The organism is Chryseobacterium electrogenes, assembly GCF_053553015.1.
Genome location: NZ_JBNPPB010000002.1, coordinates 1,436,590 through 1,455,195 on the forward strand (window position 1 = coordinate 1,436,590; position 18,606 = coordinate 1,455,195).

General features: G+C 33.8%; 18 protein-coding genes. 5 read left to right on the forward strand and 13 right to left on the reverse strand.

Going from position 1 to position 18,606, the window contains the following annotated elements:
- Positions 1–6: 6 nt before the first annotated feature.
- The 3 genes from ACQQ6V_RS06635 to rpsA all read right to left on the reverse strand — a co-directional run bounded on the left by ACQQ6V_RS06635 (position 7) and on the right by rpsA (position 3,771).
- Positions 7–783 (reverse strand): T9SS type A sorting domain-containing protein, encoded by a 777-nt coding sequence (locus tag ACQQ6V_RS06635; protein ID WP_448844764.1) that lies wholly within the window; start codon positions 781–783, stop codon positions 7–9.
- An 87-nt stretch (positions 784–870) separates the two neighbouring features.
- Positions 871–1,851 (reverse strand): EamA family transporter, encoded by a 981-nt coding sequence (locus ACQQ6V_RS06640; protein ID WP_448844765.1) that lies wholly within the window; start codon positions 1,849–1,851, stop codon positions 871–873.
- 138 nt (positions 1,852–1,989) lie between these two features.
- Positions 1,990–3,771 (reverse strand): 30S ribosomal protein S1, encoded by a 1,782-nt coding sequence (rpsA, locus tag ACQQ6V_RS06645; RefSeq protein ID WP_448844766.1) that lies wholly within the window; start codon positions 3,769–3,771, stop codon positions 1,990–1,992.
- Between the two features lie 292 nt (positions 3,772–4,063).
- Here rpsA and ACQQ6V_RS06650 point away from each other — a divergent pair, with 292 nt between their 5' ends.
- From ACQQ6V_RS06650 to ACQQ6V_RS06660, 3 genes are all read left to right on the forward strand, one after another.
- A complete protein-coding gene (locus tag ACQQ6V_RS06650) occupies positions 4,064–5,371 on the forward strand; it encodes a DEAD/DEAH box helicase (protein ID WP_448844767.1) in 1,308 nt (435 codons plus the stop codon).
- A gap of 48 nt (positions 5,372–5,419) precedes the next feature.
- On the forward strand, positions 5,420–5,767 hold the full coding sequence (locus tag ACQQ6V_RS06655) for a MerR family transcriptional regulator (protein WP_448844768.1): 348 nt from the start codon (positions 5,420–5,422) through the stop codon (positions 5,765–5,767).
- 62 nt (positions 5,768–5,829) lie between these two features.
- Positions 5,830–7,143 carry a ComEA family DNA-binding protein gene (locus ACQQ6V_RS06660; RefSeq protein ID WP_448844769.1) on the forward strand — a complete coding sequence of 438 codons (1,314 nt, stop codon included), beginning with the start codon at positions 5,830–5,832 and terminating at the stop codon, positions 7,141–7,143.
- A gap of 116 nt (positions 7,144–7,259) precedes the next feature.
- Here the strand turns inward: ACQQ6V_RS06660 and ACQQ6V_RS06665 are convergent, their stop codons facing one another.
- From ACQQ6V_RS06665 to ACQQ6V_RS06690, 6 genes are all read right to left on the reverse strand, one after another.
- Positions 7,260–7,982 (reverse strand): pseudouridine synthase, encoded by a 723-nt coding sequence (locus ACQQ6V_RS06665; RefSeq protein WP_448844770.1) that lies wholly within the window; start codon positions 7,980–7,982, stop codon positions 7,260–7,262.
- A 202-nt stretch (positions 7,983–8,184) separates the two neighbouring features.
- Positions 8,185–8,883, reverse strand: a complete 699-nt coding sequence (gene truB / locus ACQQ6V_RS06670) for a tRNA pseudouridine(55) synthase TruB (RefSeq protein ID WP_448844771.1) — start codon at positions 8,881–8,883, stop codon at positions 8,185–8,187.
- Positions 8,884–9,130: 247 nt separating this feature from the next.
- Positions 9,131–9,949 carry an undecaprenyl-diphosphate phosphatase gene (locus ACQQ6V_RS06675; RefSeq protein ID WP_448844772.1) on the reverse strand — a complete coding sequence of 273 codons (819 nt, stop codon included), beginning with the start codon at positions 9,947–9,949 and terminating at the stop codon, positions 9,131–9,133.
- 79 nt (positions 9,950–10,028) lie between these two features.
- Positions 10,029–10,331: a DUF3098 domain-containing protein gene (locus tag ACQQ6V_RS06680; protein WP_448844773.1), complete on the reverse strand. Its 303-nt coding sequence runs from the start codon at positions 10,329–10,331 to the stop codon at positions 10,029–10,031.
- Positions 10,332–10,334: 3 nt separating this feature from the next.
- Complete coding sequence (locus tag ACQQ6V_RS06685; RefSeq protein WP_448844774.1) at positions 10,335–11,234, reverse strand: cell division protein FtsX; 900 nt, start codon at positions 11,232–11,234, stop codon at positions 10,335–10,337.
- A 352-nt stretch (positions 11,235–11,586) separates the two neighbouring features.
- Positions 11,587–13,107 (reverse strand): amino acid permease, encoded by a 1,521-nt coding sequence (locus ACQQ6V_RS06690; protein WP_448844775.1) that lies wholly within the window; start codon positions 13,105–13,107, stop codon positions 11,587–11,589.
- A 170-nt stretch (positions 13,108–13,277) separates the two neighbouring features.
- Here ACQQ6V_RS06690 and pnuC point away from each other — a divergent pair, with 170 nt between their 5' ends.
- Positions 13,278–13,946 carry a nicotinamide riboside transporter PnuC gene (gene pnuC / locus ACQQ6V_RS06695; RefSeq protein ID WP_448844776.1) on the forward strand — a complete coding sequence of 223 codons (669 nt, stop codon included), beginning with the start codon at positions 13,278–13,280 and terminating at the stop codon, positions 13,944–13,946.
- Positions 13,947–14,094: 148 nt separating this feature from the next.
- Here pnuC and ACQQ6V_RS06700 read toward each other — a convergent pair whose 3' ends face one another.
- The 3 genes from ACQQ6V_RS06700 to ACQQ6V_RS06710 all read right to left on the reverse strand — a co-directional run bounded on the left by ACQQ6V_RS06700 (position 14,095) and on the right by ACQQ6V_RS06710 (position 15,821).
- Positions 14,095–14,331: a hypothetical protein gene (locus ACQQ6V_RS06700; RefSeq protein WP_448844777.1), complete on the reverse strand. Its 237-nt coding sequence runs from the start codon at positions 14,329–14,331 to the stop codon at positions 14,095–14,097.
- Complete coding sequence (locus tag ACQQ6V_RS06705) at positions 14,331–14,759, reverse strand: DUF4268 domain-containing protein (RefSeq protein WP_448844778.1); 429 nt, start codon at positions 14,757–14,759, stop codon at positions 14,331–14,333. Before ACQQ6V_RS06705 ends, ACQQ6V_RS06700 begins: the two co-directional genes overlap by 1 nt.
- A gap of 66 nt (positions 14,760–14,825) precedes the next feature.
- On the reverse strand, positions 14,826–15,821 hold the full coding sequence (locus ACQQ6V_RS06710; protein ID WP_448844779.1) for an NAD(P)H-dependent flavin oxidoreductase: 996 nt from the start codon (positions 15,819–15,821) through the stop codon (positions 14,826–14,828).
- A 631-nt stretch (positions 15,822–16,452) separates the two neighbouring features.
- Here ACQQ6V_RS06710 and yiaA point away from each other — a divergent pair.
- Positions 16,453–16,845: an inner membrane protein YiaA gene (yiaA, locus tag ACQQ6V_RS06715; RefSeq protein ID WP_448844780.1), complete on the forward strand. Its 393-nt coding sequence runs from the start codon at positions 16,453–16,455 to the stop codon at positions 16,843–16,845.
- A gap of 56 nt (positions 16,846–16,901) precedes the next feature.
- On the opposite strand, the gene guaA is transcribed toward yiaA, so the two are convergent.
- Positions 16,902–18,434: a glutamine-hydrolyzing GMP synthase gene (gene guaA, locus ACQQ6V_RS06720; protein WP_448844781.1), complete on the reverse strand. Its 1,533-nt coding sequence runs from the start codon at positions 18,432–18,434 to the stop codon at positions 16,902–16,904.
- Between the last annotated feature and the right edge of the window lie 172 nt (positions 18,435–18,606).

Sequence of the window (18,606 nt, forward strand, 5' to 3'; positions counted from 1 at the left end):
CTAAAACTATTTTTTGATGATTTTGTAAGAAGTAGTTGTTCCGTTGCTTGATACTAAACTAACGATGTAATTTCCCGATTTTAAAGTAGAAATATCCGTTGCCTGTGTAGGTTGTTCAATAGATCTTACCACTCTACCAGAAGCGTCGATAATGATTAGTCTTTTCACAGACTTATGATCAGTAAGGTTGATAACATTTTGCACAGGATTGGGATAAATTGCAGTTTGCTTATTAGAAACCGAATCAACAGAAAGAGTTGGAGCATCTTGAGTAATTGCAAAATCATCAATAGCTATATAAAAATCACCGCTTACCCAAGTACCGCTAATCTTTAGTTTAAAATTTTTATCTGCAGGAATAGTACCTTCATCAAGAACCTTAGTATAACTTAAACATCCATGTTGATGTGTTTTTAAATCATAAGAATTAAGTAATTGATACTCGCCATTATTGACAGAATACTCAACCTTCAAAATTCCATCTACTTTTGGGTTAGAATTGGATAATCCAGGATGCTTATACTTAAACGAAATTGAAAGCTTTCCTCCGTTAGATTTATCAGAGGTGTACACCATCGTATTTTTTACATTAGTGTTTGCAGACCAAAAATTCTTAGATAATGCCCTGCCACTACAACCAACAGGATTTGCAGAACTAGCAAAACCATCTACAATAAAACCTTTATCAATAGTTGGCGTCGTCTCGAAAGCTTCTGAGACTGAAATTTGGGCAGAAAAAAAACTTAAACTTGCTACCGTTAAAGAACATAAAATTCTCTTCATAATATTATTTATTATAATTAATGGAAGCAAGTTTAATGATTTTATCTTATAAATAAAAATATTTTGTTTATAATTCAATAAAACCGACTATTCAGTTTCTTTTCCTCTATACATTTTCTTTTTAGGTAAATTCATCAAAACAACAGCAAAAAGAATCATAGCAATACCAAACCATTGGATTGCTTCAACTTTTTCGTGTAATAATAAGAATGCCATTGTTACAGAAACAGGTAATTCTATAGAACTGATAATACTCCCCAATCCCAAGCCTGCTTTTGGAAATCCTGCATTAAACAATAATGGTGGTAAAATCGTCCCGAATAATGACAAAATTAAACCGTACTTCCAAAATATAGAAAGGTCAAAAGGTCTAATATTAGCTTCATTATCAGAAAAAATATGATAAAAAGATTTTAAAGCATCAGAATGCAATGGTCCAATCTGACCAAAAAACAGAAACAAAGCAACAATAACAGAACCTCCTAAAAGCATCCATAATGTCTTCTTAAGTGGAGATGCATAACTCGCAATACTATTAGCTGTAAACATTGTTAGCGAGAACGAAGATGCCGCTAATAATCCCCACATAATCCCTCTCCAATCCAATTCTATATCTTGCTTTACGATATTTGTTGCTAATAATGTTCCTATCAAAACAATAACTACAGATATTATCTTTCTTAGATTTGGAAATTCTTTTTTTAAAGCAGCCTCTACAACAACACTTATCCATACAGACTGCATCAATAATACAATCGCCACAGATACATTAATGTATTGTACTGACAGATAATAGAATAAGCTTGTACATCCCATAGATGTACCTGCTAACATCAATTTTCTTTTATCAAAACTTGTAATATCTTTATGTTTTGAAGTCGTAAATTTTGACTGAATAATATTAAGGATTAACATCCCAATAATACCTAAAACAAATTGCGCTGCAGTAACCTCTGCCGTCGTAAAACCCTCTTTATAAGACAACTTAACAAAAGTTGCCAACATACCATAAAAACTAGCGCCTAATCCTACAAGGATAACTCCTTTTAATACATTATTTTGTACCATATTAATCTTAATTTAAAACTTGCTCCTTTTATTTTGGGCAAGACTTGCAAAATTACGGCATATTTTTTAATCTGCCGAAAATAAATAAAAAAACCGCCTCCAAAGAGACGGTTAGTATATAAAGATAAGGTCTAGAGATTAGTTACCTCCTTCCATTTTCTTTTTCAATTCTGCTAATACGTCGATATCACCTAAAGTAGATTTCTCTTCGTTGTTAGAAGATGAAGAAGTTTTCACTTCTTTTGCAGCTTTTTTCTCTTCATCACGGAAAATTCCTGTGTGAGAAACAACTACTCTTTTGAATTCTTTGTTGAATTCGATTACTTTAAATTGAGCATCTTCTCCTTTCTTGATTTTAGATCCATCTTCTTTCTCTAATAATCTTGATGGGCAGAATGCTTCAACTTCAGCATCTTCGAATTGTACAGCAGCACCTTTATCGAAAACGTCTACAGCTTTACCAGCGTGTACTGTTCCTTCTGCATATTTAGTTTCGAATTTATCCCAAGGGTTTTCTGTCAATTGCTTGTGACCTAAAGATAATCTTCTAGCTTGAGTATCCAATTCTAGAACGATTACGTCTAATTTATCACCAACTGCACAGAACTCAGATGGATGCTTGATTTTCTTAGTCCAAGAAAGATCAGAGATGTAGATAAGACCATCGATACCTTCTTCTAATTCTACGAATACACCGAAGTTAGTAAAGTTTCTTACAGTTCCTACATGCTGAGAAGCTACTGGATATTTAGCTTCGATGTTAGCCCAAGGATCTTGAGATAACTGCTTCATACCTAGAGAGATTTTTCTGTCTTCTCTGTCTAATGTTAATACTTCAGCTTCTACCTCGTCTCCGATTTTCACGAAGTCACCAGCAGATCTTAAGTGTGTAGACCAAGACATTTCAGAAACGTGGATTAATCCTTCTACACCTGGAGCGATCTCTACGAAAGCACCATAGTCAGCAAGAACAACTACTTTTCCTTTTACTTTATCACCAACTTTAAGGTTAGCATCTAGAGCATCCCAAGGGTGTGCTTCTAATTGCTTCATACCTAATTGGATTCTTGTTTTCTCATCATCAAAATCAAGGATAACCACTTTTACAGTTTGACCGTCTTCCAAGATTTCTGATGGATGGTTAACTCTAGACCAAGAAAGGTCTGTAATGTGGATCAATCCATCAACACCTCCAAGATCAACAAATACACCGTAAGAAGTAATGTTCTTAACAGTACCTTCAAGTACTTGACCTTTCTCTAATTGAGCGATGATTTCTTTTTTCTGACCTTCGATATCTGCTTCGATCAATGCTTTGTGAGATACAACTACGTTCTTGAACTCAGGGTTAATTTTAACCACTTTGAACTCCATAGTTTTACCAACATATTGATCGTAATCTTTAATAGGCTTAACATCAATCTGAGAACCTGGTAAGAATGCTTCGATGCCGTGTACGTCAACGATCATACCACCTTTAGTTCTAGACTTAACAAAACCGTTAACGATTTCTCCTGTTTCGTGTAGCTCATTAACTCTATCCCAAGCTTTAAGCGTTCTTGCTTTTCTGTGAGATAATTGTAATTGACCTGACTTGTCTTCTCTTCTGTCAACCATTACTTCAACCTCGTCACCTACTTTAAGGCCTTGGTTGTAACGGAATTCGTTAAGAGAGATAACACCTTCTGACTTAAAGTTGATATCAACGATAGCTTCTTTATCAGTTAATCTTACAACTTTACCAACGATAACGTCGTTTTCTGCAAGATCGTTAAGAGAACCATTGTAGATTTCTTCTAATTCTTTCTTTTCTGATCTGTCGTTAGCGTCTAATCCTGATTCGAAAGATTCCCAATCAAATTGTTCTGGTGCTACGTTTTGGTTTAATAAAACCTCTGCTGAATTTGTCTCTTTTGACATTTTCTAATAAAATTTGTATTCCGTTTTCTTTCTAGCTTCGACTAACTTATGGTCTAGGAAAATGGAAGTTGTTAATTATTAATATTTTACCTCGTCGATTATTACCCATAAAAAGCGTTGCAAAAATACGACTTTTTTCAATACAAAACATATTATATAGACTTGTTTTTATATTATCCTTTGGGCTAAAATAAAATAATGACTTTCAATCTTTATTATTTTTAATTTTAAATATTTAAAAAGCAAAACACGAAAACAAATTATTACGTATTCAAAATCTTATCTTTGCAAAATGGAATTAAATTCAATCTTAAAAAACTTGCAGATTCAGGAATTGAATCAAATGCAAAAGTCTACTTATAAAATCACCGAAAATAATACAGATACTGTCTTGTTATCCCCAACAGGATCAGGAAAAACATTGGCTTTCTTATTGCCCGTTCTTAGAAATCTTAATCCTAACACCTCTGGCATACAAGCTTTGGTATTAGTCCCAGCAAGAGAACTAGCGATCCAGATAGAGCAAGTTTTCAAAGCGATGAAGACGGACTTCAAGGTTACGCTTGCCTATGGTGGACATGACAAAAAAATCGAAGCCAACAATCTTATAGAAGCGCCAGCTTTATTAATTGGCACGCCAGGACGTGTGGCAGATCACTTGAGAAATGAAAAATTTGACCCAAGAACGATTAAAACATTGGTATTAGATGAGTTTGATAAGTCATTAGAATTTGGGTTTCAAGAAGAAATGAGTTTCATCATTCAGTCTATGAGAAATCTGTCTCAACGCATTTTGACGTCTGCAACGATGATGGAAGAAATCCCAGAATTTGCAGGTTTAAAAAACGAAAAAATCATCGATTTCCTAAAGTTAGGAGAAAATGTGCCTGATATTCAGTTTAAAAAAGTCATTACAACATCGGAAGAAAAGTTGGACGCTTTATTTAATCTAGTTTGTAAAATCGGAAACAAAAGAACGCTTATTTTCTGTAATCATAGAGATGCCGTTGACAGAATTTCTGATTTGTTAAAGGAAAAAGGAATAGAGCGTGAGACCTTCCATGGTGGGATGGATCAGGATGACAGAGAGCGTGCATTGCTCAAATTCCGAAATGACTCTGCAAGAATATTAATCACAACAGATCTTGCTGCTCGTGGTCTTGACATTCCTGAAGTAGAATCTATCGTGCATTATCAATTACCGCCTAAGGAAGATGCTTTTATCCACAGAAACGGTCGTACTGCAAGGATGAATGCTAAAGGATTTGCCTATCTTATCATGAAGGAAGATGACAATTTTCCGTTTCTTAAAAATGACATCAAAGTTGTCAACGTACAGGGCGACACAAAAATTCCTGCAGAAACACCTTTCGAGACTATATATATTAGTGTTGGCAAAAAAGACAAAGTTAACAAGGTTGACATCGTAGGTTATCTGATCAAAAAAGGCGAACTCAACAAAGAAGATGTTGGACTTATCGAAGTAAAAGACACGACATCATACGTTGCTGTTTCTAGAAAAAAAGTAAAAGATTTGCTTAAAAAATTGTCAACAGAAAAACTGAAAGGCAAAAAAGTAAAAATGGAAATTGCTTATTAATAGATACAGTTGCAATACTTCTGAGTTTTTTTTATCTTTGATTTTAGTATGAAAATTAATCTTCCGGACAAGCTATATTACTCTATTGGTGAAGTTGCCAGAGCTTTTGATGTTAATGCGTCTCTTATACGTTATTGGGAGCAAGAATTTCCTATTATAAAGCCTAAAAAAAATAAAAAAGGCAATCGATATTTTACACCAGAAGATATTAGTAATTTCAAAATGATATTTCATTTGGTTAAAGAAAAAGGCTACACACTGGACGGTGCACGTGTCGCATTAACCACCAATTCTAAAATATCAGAAACCATTACCATAATAGATCGTTTAGAATTTATTAAATCTGAACTTCTAAAACTAAAACAATCACTGGATACAAAAACCACTGATTATTAACATAATAAAATAATTTCCGAAGCTATTCTTTGATTTCATAACTTTATTTAAAACATTAAGTTATGAAATCAAATTTAGCCTTTGAGACGCGCAGAAAACAATTTTATGCACTTTTCACTTTTGGGATTATATTATTTTGTATCAAGTTAAGCTTAGAATTTTACCCAAAGTCTACTCCGCCTCCATTTCCAGATATTAAGTTTGAGAAAAAACAAGCTGAAGATATCTTTCTCACCAATTTCAATCCCAATAATCTTGACGAAAAAGATTGGGAAAAATTAGGCTTTTCAGAAAAGCAAGTTTCAACTATTCTAAAGTACAAACAGATTGTTGGCGGACAATTTACTTCTAAAGCACAGCTTAAAAAATGTTATGCTATTTCTGAGGAAAAATATAATCTGCTAGAGCCTTACATCTTATTAGACGACAATAATAAAGTTGGTTTCGACAAAAATTATTCTGACAAAAAACTGAATATTTCCGGCAAATTCAATCCAGATCAATTATCTCAAACAGATTGGCAAACCATGGGTTTTTCTGAAAAACAAGCTGCCGCAATTCTAAAATACAAACAATATCTTGGCGGAAGTTTCGTCAGTAAAGAAAAACTGAAGGAATGTTTTATGATTAATGACAATCAGTTTTCCCAGATGTCTCCTTTTCTGATATTACCCAACAAAACACCAGAAAATTACAGATCTTTTGCTAAATTTCAGCAAAAAGAGAAAATTCAATATAAAAAATTTGATCCTAATCTTTTAGATTTTGAAGCTTGGAAAAAACTAGGATTTAGCGACAAACAAGCACAAACAATTGTCAATTATAGAGATCGAAACCTGAGAGGAAGTTTCAAAACATTAGAAGATATTAAAGCTTGTTTTGTTATTTCTGAAGAAAAATACAACGAAATGAAACCTTATATTGTTTTGGATCCTAATAATTTCAAATCTAATTCCAGTGAAAAAACAGTATCAAAAACTTCTCAACAAACGGACTTTGCCAATCTTGATCTTAACAAAATAAGTTTTAAGCAATTGATAGAATTTGGTTTTGACGAAAAAGCGGCAGGAAGTTTCATTGGATTCCGAAAAAAATTAGGTGGCTTCATGAACAAGCAACAAATGCTGGACACCTACAACATCGACAAAGAAATGATGGAAAAGCTGATTAATACTTGTAAATTCTCCACAGATGATGTACAAAGATATTCTTTGGTAGATGCGCCAGAAGATTGGCTAAAGAATCATCCTTATTTCAAATATTCTGCAGACAAAATAATCTTCTATAGAATCAGTAATCCCGACGATCAAAAAATCTGGAAATATCTCAAACTAAAACCAGAATACGAAGCGAGAATGCGTTGGTATGTTAAATAGTTGATTGGATGATGTGATAATACGGAGATGCGGTGATATTCTATAAAATAACAAAATGCTAAATCGATTGGTTGATACATTCTCGATTTAGCATTTTATTTTTAGGCTTTTTTAATTTAATCCGCAGTTTTAGCTGATTTATCTAACAGGAAATTAAGCGCATGCAACTCATCTTTGGTAAGATCTCGCCATTGCCCAACAGGGATATCTAGCTTGATATTAAGCACTCGGATACGTTTTAGTTTTTTTACTTCGTACTCAAGATGTTCACACATCCTTCTGATCTGACGATTAAGACCTTGCGTTAACACAATCCTAAAAGTCATGGTATCTATCTGCTCTACTTCGCATTTCTTAGTCACAGTATCCAAAATCGGCACGCCATTTCTCATTTTCTCAAGAAATCTAAGCGTTATCGGCTTGTCTACACGCACCACATATTCTTTACCATGATTATTACGAGAGCGCAATATTTTATTAACAATATCTCCGTCAGACGTCAGCAAGATAAGCCCTTCGCTGGGTTTATCCAATCTACCGATAGGAAAAATACGCTTAGGATGGTTGATATATTCTATGATATTATCTTGTTCTCGCTTAGTGTCGGTAGTACAAACAATCCCAACAGGCTTGTTAAAAGCGATGTAAACATGATTTTCTTCGGTCTTTTTGATAGACACATCGTCTACGAGAATTTCGTCTTGATCAGACACTTTACTTCCCATTTCCGGGACTACGCCATTAATCTTGATACGACCTTCTTCCAATAGCTTATCAGCAGCTCTTCTTGAGCAATATCCTACTTCTGAAAGATATTTGTTAATTCTAATTTTATCCACGATGCAAAAATAAGACTTTTATCATCGAAAATAAAATTAATCATTGTCATAAACGGTATAGTTCTTCTGACTGAAAAAGTTAAAATAAATAGAATGAGAGAATAGAAATAAAAATCATAACATGAAAAAACACGAACTAATCATTCGTGTTTTTATAATTTACATCTATATTTTCTTGAAACAAGCAATCAAATTAAAATTCTTACTCAGGAAATGCAAACTCATTATCGAGATAATCTGACGTTGCATTTTCTACAGAATAATCTCCAATCTTAGTTCGTCTCAGTTGCGTAAGATAAGCGCCAACACCTAACTCTTGCCCAATATCATGCGCCAGACTTCTGATATAAGTGCCTTTGCTACAACCTACCGTAAAACTAATAATATTATCGTTAATGACAACATCATTGATATAAAATATAGTGGTCTTACGAGATTTCATTTCGACGTCTTTACCTGCTCTTGCTAGATCGTAAGCTCTATTGCCATCAATCTTAATCGCCGAAAAAATAGGCGGCGTCTGATCGATCTCTCCAACAAATTTTTCTAAAGCTTTATGTATAGCATCTTCTGTAATATGAGATATATCTTGGTGTAGAATTTCTGGCTTTTCGGTGTCGTAAGATTCGGTTTGTGCACCGATTTTTATTTCTGTCCAATATTCCTTGGGCGCATCTTGTATCTCTGGAATCTTCTTGGTAAACTTACCGGTACAAACAATTAAAAGTCCCGTCGCCCGTGGATCCAAAGTCCCGGCATGCCCAATTTTGAACTTTTTAGGTAATGTTTTGAACTGATTTTTCAGTTTGTATTTCAATTTATTTACCGCCTGAAAAGACGTCCAATCTAATGGCTTATCTAATAAAAATACGTATCCTTCTTGTAATTCTTCTGCTGTCATTTTAGATTGGTTGGTAGTGTTTGGTTTTTAGTTTTTGGTTGATGGTTTTTAGTTTTTTGTGCTAAGTTCTTAGGTATTTTTCCTTATTCCTTAATTCTTATCTCTTAAGGATTTTGCATTAAAACATCGAATCGCTCGCAGCCCGACTTGAGTAGAGCTCTTTTTACCGAAACGTAGTGAAGGTAAAAAAGCGGGAACGGAAGGCGGAAAAGCTGCCCAAATGAAAAAAATGTTTGAAAGTAATAACTTACTTAAACCAAGTGAAATAAATTAACAAAGCAACACCCACAAAAATACGGTACCATCCCCAAGGTTTGAAGCCATATTTGTTAAGCAATCCTATAAATGTTTTGATCGCAATTAGTGCCACAACAAAGGCCACAACATTACCGACAACAAAGGCGATAATATGATTTTGAGATTCCAAAATCATCTCATAACCTTTCATGGGAGTGGCAGTTTCTTTGCCCCAAGTTTTTACAAAAACTGAATAAACGGTTACCGCCAACATGGTAGGCACCGCTAGGAAAAAAGAAAATTCGGCGGCGGCTTTTCTGGATAATCCTTGTGTCATACCTCCAATAATAGAGGCTGCACTTCGGCTTGTCCCAGGCATCATCGCCAGACATTGCCAAAATCCAATGGTTACAGCAGTCTTTATGGACATATCTTTTTCGTCATGGATTTTTGGATTTTTAAACCAATTATCTACAAACAATAATATAACTCCTCCGAAAACTAACATGGATGAAATGGCAATTTGGTTTCCTAAAACGGCTTCGATTTTATCATCAAACAAATAACCAAGTCCTAAAGCTGGAATTACTGCAAAACCTAACTTGAAATAAAATTTAAGATTACTAAAATCAAAAAACTTTTTCCAGTAAGCAGCTACAACCGATAAGATAGCACCAAATTGTATGGACACCTGAAACATCTTAAGAAATTCTGTTTCCTCCATGCCCATCAGACTGGCAGTAAAGCCCATATGCGCCGTAGAAGAGATCGGAAGATATTCTGTTAATCCTTCTATAATTGCGATAATTATTGCTTGTAATAAATCCATATGTGTTGATATAAGTAAAGCTCTAGGTAATACCTAAAGCTTAATTAATTTAATATTAAAATCTGTTTCCAGAATCTATTTATTTCTTTTTTAAGATAGCTACAATTTGTATCACAAATCCTGCGATTACAAAAATTGGAGCAATCCTAACTCTTCTAATGGAGAAGATACCTTCGTTCCAATAATTAGGATCTAATTTCCCTTCTGGCGTTGTATTGGCATCTGCACCCATCATTAATAAAAAGCCAACAACGATAAAAGCTAAACCTAATAACATCAATTTAAAATTTCTATTACCAAAGTAAAAGGTATTTTCCTTTGCTGGTGCTTTAGCCTGCGGTGCTCCGTATTTATCTGCTGTATTTTTAGTTTTTTTTGCCATAATCTATGAGTAATAAAGATCGTCCACGTTAGATCGTAAAAATCTCCAAGTTGCAAATATAGTACTAAGAATTGTAATAACGATTCCGACTAAGAAAACAACAACTATTAACAAAGTAAATTTGTTAGGATCCTGGATAAAGTCCGTATCAATCTCCCTTGTAAAGAAATACCATACGCCACCTAATACCAATAACCCTATTACAGCACCTAATAAGCCTAATACGACAGCTTCTATGATGAAAGGTTTAAGAATAAATCTTCTCTTAGCGCCTACCAATTGCATTGTTTTAATGATAAAACGTTTAGAAAAAATCTTAAGGCGTATTGAGTTATTAATCAAAACTATAGCTAAAATCAAAAACAAAATAGAGAATCCTAAAATCCACTTAAGAATACGATTAAGATTGTTATATACATATTTCGTTAGAGAATCATCATTTTTCACTTCTTTTATCCCAGGTACTTTAGAAAGCTCTTGTACTACAGATTCTATTTTGGCAGGATCTACATATTCTGGTTTAAGCGATACTTCTACAGAAGGTGGGAAAATATTGGCATCAAAAAGCGCCTCAGAGTCAATCCCCATACTAGCTTTTGCTTCTTTAGAAGCTTGTTCTCTAGAAATATAAGTTGCTTTTTTTACAAATGGAAACTTCTTAATCGTCTCAAAACTTTCTTGATTAAGCTTTTCTACCTTGGAAGAATCTTTAGGATCCAAATGCTCATCAAAATACGCTTGTACGACCAACTGCTCTTTAATATAATCAGAATATTTCTGAGCATTAATAAGGATTAACCCGAATAGTCCTACTAAAAAAAGAACTAAAGCAATACTAATCACTACGGTAATGTTACTACTACGTAATCTACTTTTGTTAATATCATCTACAGTCTTTGACATCAATAAATTTTTCTGCTAAATTAGAAAAATCTTATCAATAAAGCCTTGTAAATAGGGCAAAGTATTGTTAATAAAATCATAAAAAACAATATATAAAATCATAACAGAATGTAAGATAAAAATAATAATTAGCTCGAAACACAATCGTTATGACATAAAATGCAATTAATAATTAAGTATATATTACATTAATTAGAGAATTACCTCCAGAAAACCATTTCATTCTTTAATTACAATTATAAGACGATTATTATAATAATTTTATATTATTAACATACCTTTTAAAACATTGAAAAATTAGCTTTAACGCAATAAAAAACCCGCCAGAAAGCGGGTCTTAAAAAGAATATAATTAATAATTGGTGTCCTTATATTTATCTGGATTATTTAGATGGCTATTTTTTCTACCATAAAAAATATAAACTAAAATACCTAATACAAGCCAGCCAGCAGAAAGTTGTATGGCATGAACGCTTAAATTAGTAATTAAGTAGAGATTTATTAATACTCCTAATGTAACAATTACTTTATAGGCTGGTACTTTAAAAGTTCTTTCAAGATTAGGTTCTTTTTTTCTCAGTACCCATACTGCAATACATACTAAAGTAAAAGCAAACAATGTCCCAAAGCTCGTCATTTCAGCTAATGTAGAAATAGGAGTAAATGCCGCAACAAATGCAACAACAATACCTAGCAAAATAATTCCTTTATATGGTGTTTTAGTTTTTGGATGTAATTCTCCAAAGAATTTAGGAATTAATCCATCTTTTGACATCCCGATAAAGATACGCGATTGCCCCATCATCATAACCATGACTACAGATATAAGACCTACTGTTGCTGCAATTGTAATAATATTACTCGCCCAATGGTAACCTGCAATCTCAAATGCATAAGCAACAGGTGCTTTTATTGCATCTGGAAATTTCCCAGCTGGATTAAAGTCTGTATAATGCATCATCCCTGTTAATACTAATGATACACAAATATATAGTCCTGTACAAATTAAAAGTGATGTAATAATAGCAAACGGAACATCTTTCTTAGGATTAATAGCTTCACCGGCTTGAGTAGAAACAGCGTCAAAGCCAATGTAAGCAAAGAAAATAGCCGCCGCACCTGATATAATACCTTTTACACCATAAGCTGAGACCATTTCACCTTCATGGTTTTTTATAAGGGTTTCTGCGGGAATAAAAGGATTCCAGTTTTTAACACCTTCTGTAGGTGTATAAAAATCAGTATTAGAATATATAATATAAATCCCGGTAATAATTACAAAGATAACTGCGGCAGTTTTCATTACCACAATAAGATTATTAGTATTAGCAGCTTCTTTTGTCCCTTTTACCAGAAGCGCTGTTATTAATAACACTAAGATAAATGCTGGTAAATTCATAGAAAATCCGTCTCCCGTATAACTAGATGGATCGGTAGTCAAATAGGATGGCAGATGCACGCCAAATATCTTAAGAAACTTATTGAAATACCCTGACCAGCTGACCGATACAGCCATACTTGCCATGGCGTACTCTAATATCAGACACCAACCCATTGCCCAAGCAAAAATCTCTCCTACCGTACCATAGGCATAAGCATAAGCAGAGCCTTCTACAGGTATAATAGATGCAAATTCTGCGTAACATAATGCTGCAAAAACACAAGCAATACCAGCTACAATAAAAGAAATTGCCAAAGCTGGTCCTGCATGATAATAAGCCCCTGTCCCAGTAAGTACAAAAATACCTCCTCCAATAATTGCTCCTACCCCAATGGCTGTTAGACTCCATTTTCCTAAAACGCGCTTAAGCTCGCTTTTCTTCATATCAGCTTCGTAGGCGCTGATTGGTTTTTTTGTCCAAATACTTGACATATTATTTTCTTTTAATATCTATTTCAGGTTACGAAAATATAAAAAAAAAGACATTACAACATCAATTCTTAACAAAATATTAAAATTCATTATAGTAATCCCTAAAATTTAACATTAAAGATATATTAATAATATTCGATAATTTTTATGAAATATGTATCTTTACAATTATGATTGATTTCTTCAGCAACCTGACTGCACAATACGACAGTTACCCTACATATCTCGTTACATTAGAAGCTATTGCAACCATTTTCGGTATCTCAAGCGTGTATTTTTCTATCACAAAAAATATTTGGGTTTACCCAACTGGTCTCATTTCTACGATTCTTTTTATATACATTATGTACATTTTCGGATTATTAGGAGACATGTTAATTAACGTTTACTACACAATAATGAGTATCTACGGTTGGATATTATGGGCTAGACATTCTGATGACAGCATCCATGTTAACATACAAAAAGCAAGTTCTAAAGATTGGAAAAACTCTATACTTTTATTTTTCACCAGTCTATTATTTGTAGGAGTGGTATACTATTTCAAACCATTCATAGATAATCATTTTTCCATGCAAGGCACAGAATTAGGTTTATATCATTTAGATTGGGCTAATTACTTAGATATCTTCACCACATCCCTATTTCTAGTAGGCATGCTACTCATGGCAAAACGTTGTGTAGAAAACTGGTTATTTTGGATTATTGGAGATCTTATCTGCATCCCAATGATGCTATACAAAGGACTTGGCATTACCTCAATACAATATTTTGTATTTACATTTATGGCAATTATCGGCTATATAGAATGGCGCAAAAACTTAAAACAGACTAAATAATTTAGGAGCAAGACTATAACCACATTCTACCAATATGGGTCCCGTTTTCCGCTCATAGGCTTCACGCCAGAGCTTAACCAACACTGGTTGCAGGCTATCCGCTGCAACCGGGGCTAATAATTTATATTTTTCCTTTGTCCGAAAACAGTTAGTTAAGGTGACTCAACTTATCGGCATATTCTTTAGAAAAAGTCTCTCTATCTTGATTGAGCTTCTCTAAATTATCTGGCAAAATGTAGTTAAAAAGACATTTTTCTTCTTCGTCTAAAAAAATTAATTCTTTTTCTTCGCCATCAATAAGCGATGCGAAAAGATCCCACATAGATTCTCCTTTCAATTTTAACAATTCAAAAAAATCTTTGGCTTTTATTGTGATTACTTTCATTATATATCTTTAATAAAATCTTCATATTCGTAGAAAAATCTTTCGAAAGCATCCATCTTTTCCACAAAAAACTCGAAAATATCCGGCCAACTTTGTTTATTAAAAATGCTTACACCTGTTTTTTCTACCCAAATTCTAGCGATAACCTTCCCGTTTTCTAAGGTATAGAATTCTTCTTTGGTAAAATCGCCAATGGATTCTTCCAATAACGACTCCAATGACCATATTTTATTATAATAGGCATTTCGGAACAATTCGTCCTTCATTTCGATATCTAGAGAGACTTCTGCCTTCTTATTATCGGCATGAAATTTAAAAGAAAAATCCTTTATTTTAGTATCATATAACAACCATTTTCTAGGAAATGATTTCCCAAAGGCTGTCCAAAATTCCTTTCTTAATAATTGTGCTTCTTGCTTAGAAAACATTATAGTTACTTATCTGTTCATATTAGACGACTGTATTGCTAGCCGTCTTTTTTTTAAAAAATTTTGCTATAAAGTCAAATCAACTTTAGCATCATTAAACTCTTTAATCAAATTCTGAAAAACTTTATCAACCGGAAGAATCTCATCTATCAAAGCAGAAACCTGCCCAATTTCTAATTCACCATCAACTAAATCTCCTTCATACATCCCACGTTTTGCACGTGCTCTGCCTAAAGTTTCTTTAAGCGCCTCAGTATTTCTGCCCGTGTCATATAAAGCATCTAACTCATGGAAAAACTGATTTTTAACCATTCTTACTGGCGCTAACTCTTTCAGAGTCAACTGCGTATCACCTTCACCAAGTTCTACAATTTTATTCTTAAAATTAATATGAGAGCTCGCCTCCTCGGTTGCTGCAAAGCGAGATCCAATCTGGACACCATCTGCCCCCAAAATCATCGCAGCTTTCATCTGGCTACCAAGTCCAATACCACCCGCTGCAATCAGCGGAATATCGATATGCTTTCTCACATTAGGGATAAGACACAAGGTCGTTGTCTCATCTCGCCCATTGTGACCACCAGCTTCAAAACCTTCTGCCACAACAGCATCTACGCCAGCATCTTGACATTTTACTGCAAACTTAACGCTAGATACAACATGTGCCACTTTTACACCTTCTTTTTTAAGTGTCTCAGTGTAAGCTTTAGGATTTCCCGCAGAGGTAAAAACAATTTTCACCCCTTCTTCGAGAATGATATTGATAATCTCTTCAAGGTTAGGATATAATAGCGCTACATTAACCCCAAAAGGCTTATCTGTTGCTGCTTTGCACTTTTTGATATTTTCTCTCAAAATATCAGGATACATACTAGCAGAACCTATAAGTCCCAAGCCTCCATTATTAGAGACTGCAGAAGCAAGCCTCCAACCGCTATGCCATATCATCCCACCTTGGATAATTGGGTATTTTATATGGAAAAGTTCCGTTATCTTATTCATGCTTTGTTGCTGTTTTTCGATAGATCTTTTGGCTAGTCCAAAATCAATAAATGTTGACATTGATTCTAAATTTGTTCAAAAATAAGAATATTTTATATTTTATAAACTATGAATAGTACTATAAAACCAAAAGCTCAACTAATACTAGTTGAGCTTTAACAATAAAGTTATTGCATGGTTGTTAAGTTCTGAGTAAATTATAAAAAATGGTTATTAGTTTTTATTTTTTACAAATTAATCATCATTTGTGTGATTTATAAAATGTGTGTTTTTCTAATTGTTTTTCTGATACAAAAATATCGCTCAAATCAAAAAAAAACAAATTGCAAAGGGGGACATCTGGGGGACATCTCAAAAAACCCTTTATCCAAAGGCTTTTACAGGCACATCACACTTTTAATAAATCGTTAAAAATTCTATTTTACAAGAGTTTTACAAAATAAAATAGTCCATTAAAATAGAAATCACCTATTAATAATTGAAGTTATTCATAATTAATCACATAAACATGAGTCAAAAAAGTTTAAAAGCAGTATTTATCAACATCATTTTCAGAAAACTTTTATTTTAAAGAGCTTAATCTATATATTCTTAATTAAGGATTAATAAAAATGAATAAAAAGCTAAGGATTAATTCAATTAATAGATATTCAATAAAAAATAATATATTTGAAGTTAACAAAAATAAATTATGAAAAAACAAAAAGTATCCAATGCCTTTGTTGCTGCATCTTGGGTAGCATTAGGAGCTGGAATGATAGGCTTCATCGTTGGATTATCTCGAGCAGAAATGGAACTTAATGAAAAAGGCTACTATTTCACTATATTATTATATGGCTTATTTGCCGTGGTTTCTTTACAAAAAGCAGTTAGAGATAAAATGGAGAATATTAAAGTAACAGATATCTATTACGGCATCTGTTGGTTTGCGACACTATCATCTATTGTATTACTAGCAATTGGTCTCTGGAATGCAACAATACTTCCTAGCGAAAAAGGATTTTACGCATTTGCATTTTTGTTAGCACTTTTTGGTGCGATTGCTGTTCAAAAAAATACCAGAGATAACTTATTAGAAGACTAAGAAAAAGCCAACGCAAATATTCTGCGTTGGCTTTTTTATTTTTTTGGAATAAAGTTTTATTCCCACTCAATGGTTGCAGGTGGTTTCGAGCTGATATCATAAGCAACACGATTAATACCTTTAACTTCGTTAATAATCCTGTTAGAAACGAGCTCTAAAAACTCATAAGGTAACTTGCTCCAAGTCGCCGTCATAAAGTCTATAGTGTTAGCAGATCTTACCACCGCTGTATATTCATAGGTTCTCTCGTCGCCCATTACACCAACAGATTTTACTGGAAGTAACACTACAAAAGCCTGAGAAACCTCATCATATAATTGATGCGCATACAACTCATCGATAAAAATCTGATCTGCTTCTTGCAAGATTTTTACTTTCTCTTCGTCTACTTCACCTAAAACTCGAATGCCTAATCCTGGTCCTGGGAAAGGATGACGATAGACTAACTCACGCGGAATACCCAACTCTACTCCAACTTTTCTAACTTCGTCTTTAAACAATTCTCTAAGAGGTTCTAATAACTGAAGTTTCATTTCTTCTGGTAATCCACCTACATTGTGGTGAGACTTAATCGTTGCAGAAGGTCCTTTTACAGACTGAGACTCGATAACATCTGGATAAATTGTGCCTTGTGCCAAGAATGATGCATCTTCTATCTTCTTAGATTCTTCATCAAAAACAGCGACAAAATCATGACCAATAGCTTTACGTTTTGCTTCTGGCTCATCTATACCTTTAAGGCTTGATAAAAATCGCTCAGAGGCATCCACCATTTTTATATTCATCTTGAAGTGCTTGCCATAATTTTCCATGACTTTTTTGCCTTCGTCTTTTCTTAGTAATCCTGTATCTACAAAAATACATGTCAGCTGATCTCCAATTGCACGATGAATCAACACTGCTGCCACAGAAGAATCTACACCGCCCGACAATCCAAGAATAACTCTTTTATCACCAACTACTCTCTTGATACGAGCAATTTCGGTTTCTATGAAGTCTGACAAGACCCAGTTTTTTTCGGCTTTACAAATATTGAAAACAAAATTATCTAACATAACAGCACCAAACTCTGTATGTGTTACTTCTGGATGAAACTGTACCGCAAATATCTTACGCTCTTCATTAGCTAAAGCAGCAATATCAATATTAGACTTACCAGAAACTACGAAACCTTCTGGCGCTTTTATCACTTCATCGAAATGGCTCATCCAAGCAGTAGACTTCTCTGGAACATTATTAAACAGGCTATTCTCAGATAAAATAGTTAGCTCTGACTTACCATATTCGCCTTTTTCTCCTTTTTTTACTTCGCCACCCAATAAGTGAGAAATCAGCTGCATACCGTAGCAAATTCCTAAAACAGGAATTCCTAGATTAAACAACTCTTTGTCTACCAAAGCAGCTTCTTCTCCGAAAACAGATGAAGGACCTCCTGATAAAATAATACCTTTAGGCTTAAGTTGTTGGATATCCTCTATGGATGTGTTGTATGGAATAATTTCTGTGTAAACCCCAAACTCTCGGATTCTGCGTGCAATTAATTGATTGTACTGTGATCCAAAGTCTAAGATGATAATTCCGTTTTGCATTATATAATATATTTTTTTTAAAAAATTTTAGAAAATACCGAACTTTAATTAATAGTCCGATACTAGCCCCGATAGAAGCGGCATCCTTTTTTGTGAGAGGCTATGCCGAACAAAAAAGATACAGCGGATAGCGGGAAATTGCTCCTAAAAGTAATATATGTCTCTCAAAAAC

Bases quoted from the DNA above. Each gene is read 5' to 3' on its own strand.
- ACQQ6V_RS06650 (WP_448844767.1), top strand. From the start codon at position 4,064: ATGGAATTAAATTCAATCTTAAAAAACTTGCAGATTCAGGAATTGAAT.
- ACQQ6V_RS06640 (WP_448844765.1), bottom strand. From the start codon at position 1,851: ATGGTACAAAATAATGTATTAAAAGGAGTTATCCTTGTAGGATTAGGC.
- ACQQ6V_RS06700 (WP_448844777.1), bottom strand. From the start codon at position 14,331: ATGAAAGTAATCACAATAAAAGCCAAAGATTTTTTTGAATTGTTAAAA.
- pnuC (WP_448844776.1), top strand. From the start codon at position 13,278: ATGATTGATTTCTTCAGCAACCTGACTGCACAATACGACAGTTACCCT.
- ACQQ6V_RS06675 (WP_448844772.1), bottom strand. From the start codon at position 9,949: ATGGATTTATTACAAGCAATAATTATCGCAATTATAGAAGGATTAACA.
- guaA (WP_448844781.1), bottom strand. From the start codon at position 18,434: ATGCAAAACGGAATTATCATCTTAGACTTTGGATCACAGTACAATCAA.
- ACQQ6V_RS06685 (WP_448844774.1), bottom strand. From the start codon at position 11,234: ATGTCAAAGACTGTAGATGATATTAACAAAAGTAGATTACGTAGTAGT.
- ACQQ6V_RS06705 (WP_448844778.1), bottom strand. From the start codon at position 14,759: ATGTTTTCTAAGCAAGAAGCACAATTATTAAGAAAGGAATTTTGGACA.
- yiaA (WP_448844780.1), top strand. From the start codon at position 16,453: ATGAAAAAACAAAAAGTATCCAATGCCTTTGTTGCTGCATCTTGGGTA.
- ACQQ6V_RS06680 (WP_448844773.1), bottom strand. From the start codon at position 10,331: ATGGCAAAAAAAACTAAAAATACAGCAGATAAATACGGAGCACCGCAG.
- rpsA (WP_448844766.1), bottom strand. From the start codon at position 3,771: ATGTCAAAAGAGACAAATTCAGCAGAGGTTTTATTAAACCAAAACGTA.
- ACQQ6V_RS06635 (WP_448844764.1), bottom strand. From the start codon at position 783: ATGAAGAGAATTTTATGTTCTTTAACGGTAGCAAGTTTAAGTTTTTTT.
- ACQQ6V_RS06660 (WP_448844769.1), top strand. From the start codon at position 5,830: ATGAAATCAAATTTAGCCTTTGAGACGCGCAGAAAACAATTTTATGCA.
- ACQQ6V_RS06690 (WP_448844775.1), bottom strand. From the start codon at position 13,107: ATGTCAAGTATTTGGACAAAAAAACCAATCAGCGCCTACGAAGCTGAT.
- ACQQ6V_RS06655 (WP_448844768.1), top strand. From the start codon at position 5,420: ATGAAAATTAATCTTCCGGACAAGCTATATTACTCTATTGGTGAAGTT.
- truB (WP_448844771.1), bottom strand. From the start codon at position 8,883: ATGACAGCAGAAGAATTACAAGAAGGATACGTATTTTTATTAGATAAG.
- ACQQ6V_RS06710 (WP_448844779.1), bottom strand. From the start codon at position 15,821: ATGTCAACATTTATTGATTTTGGACTAGCCAAAAGATCTATCGAAAAA.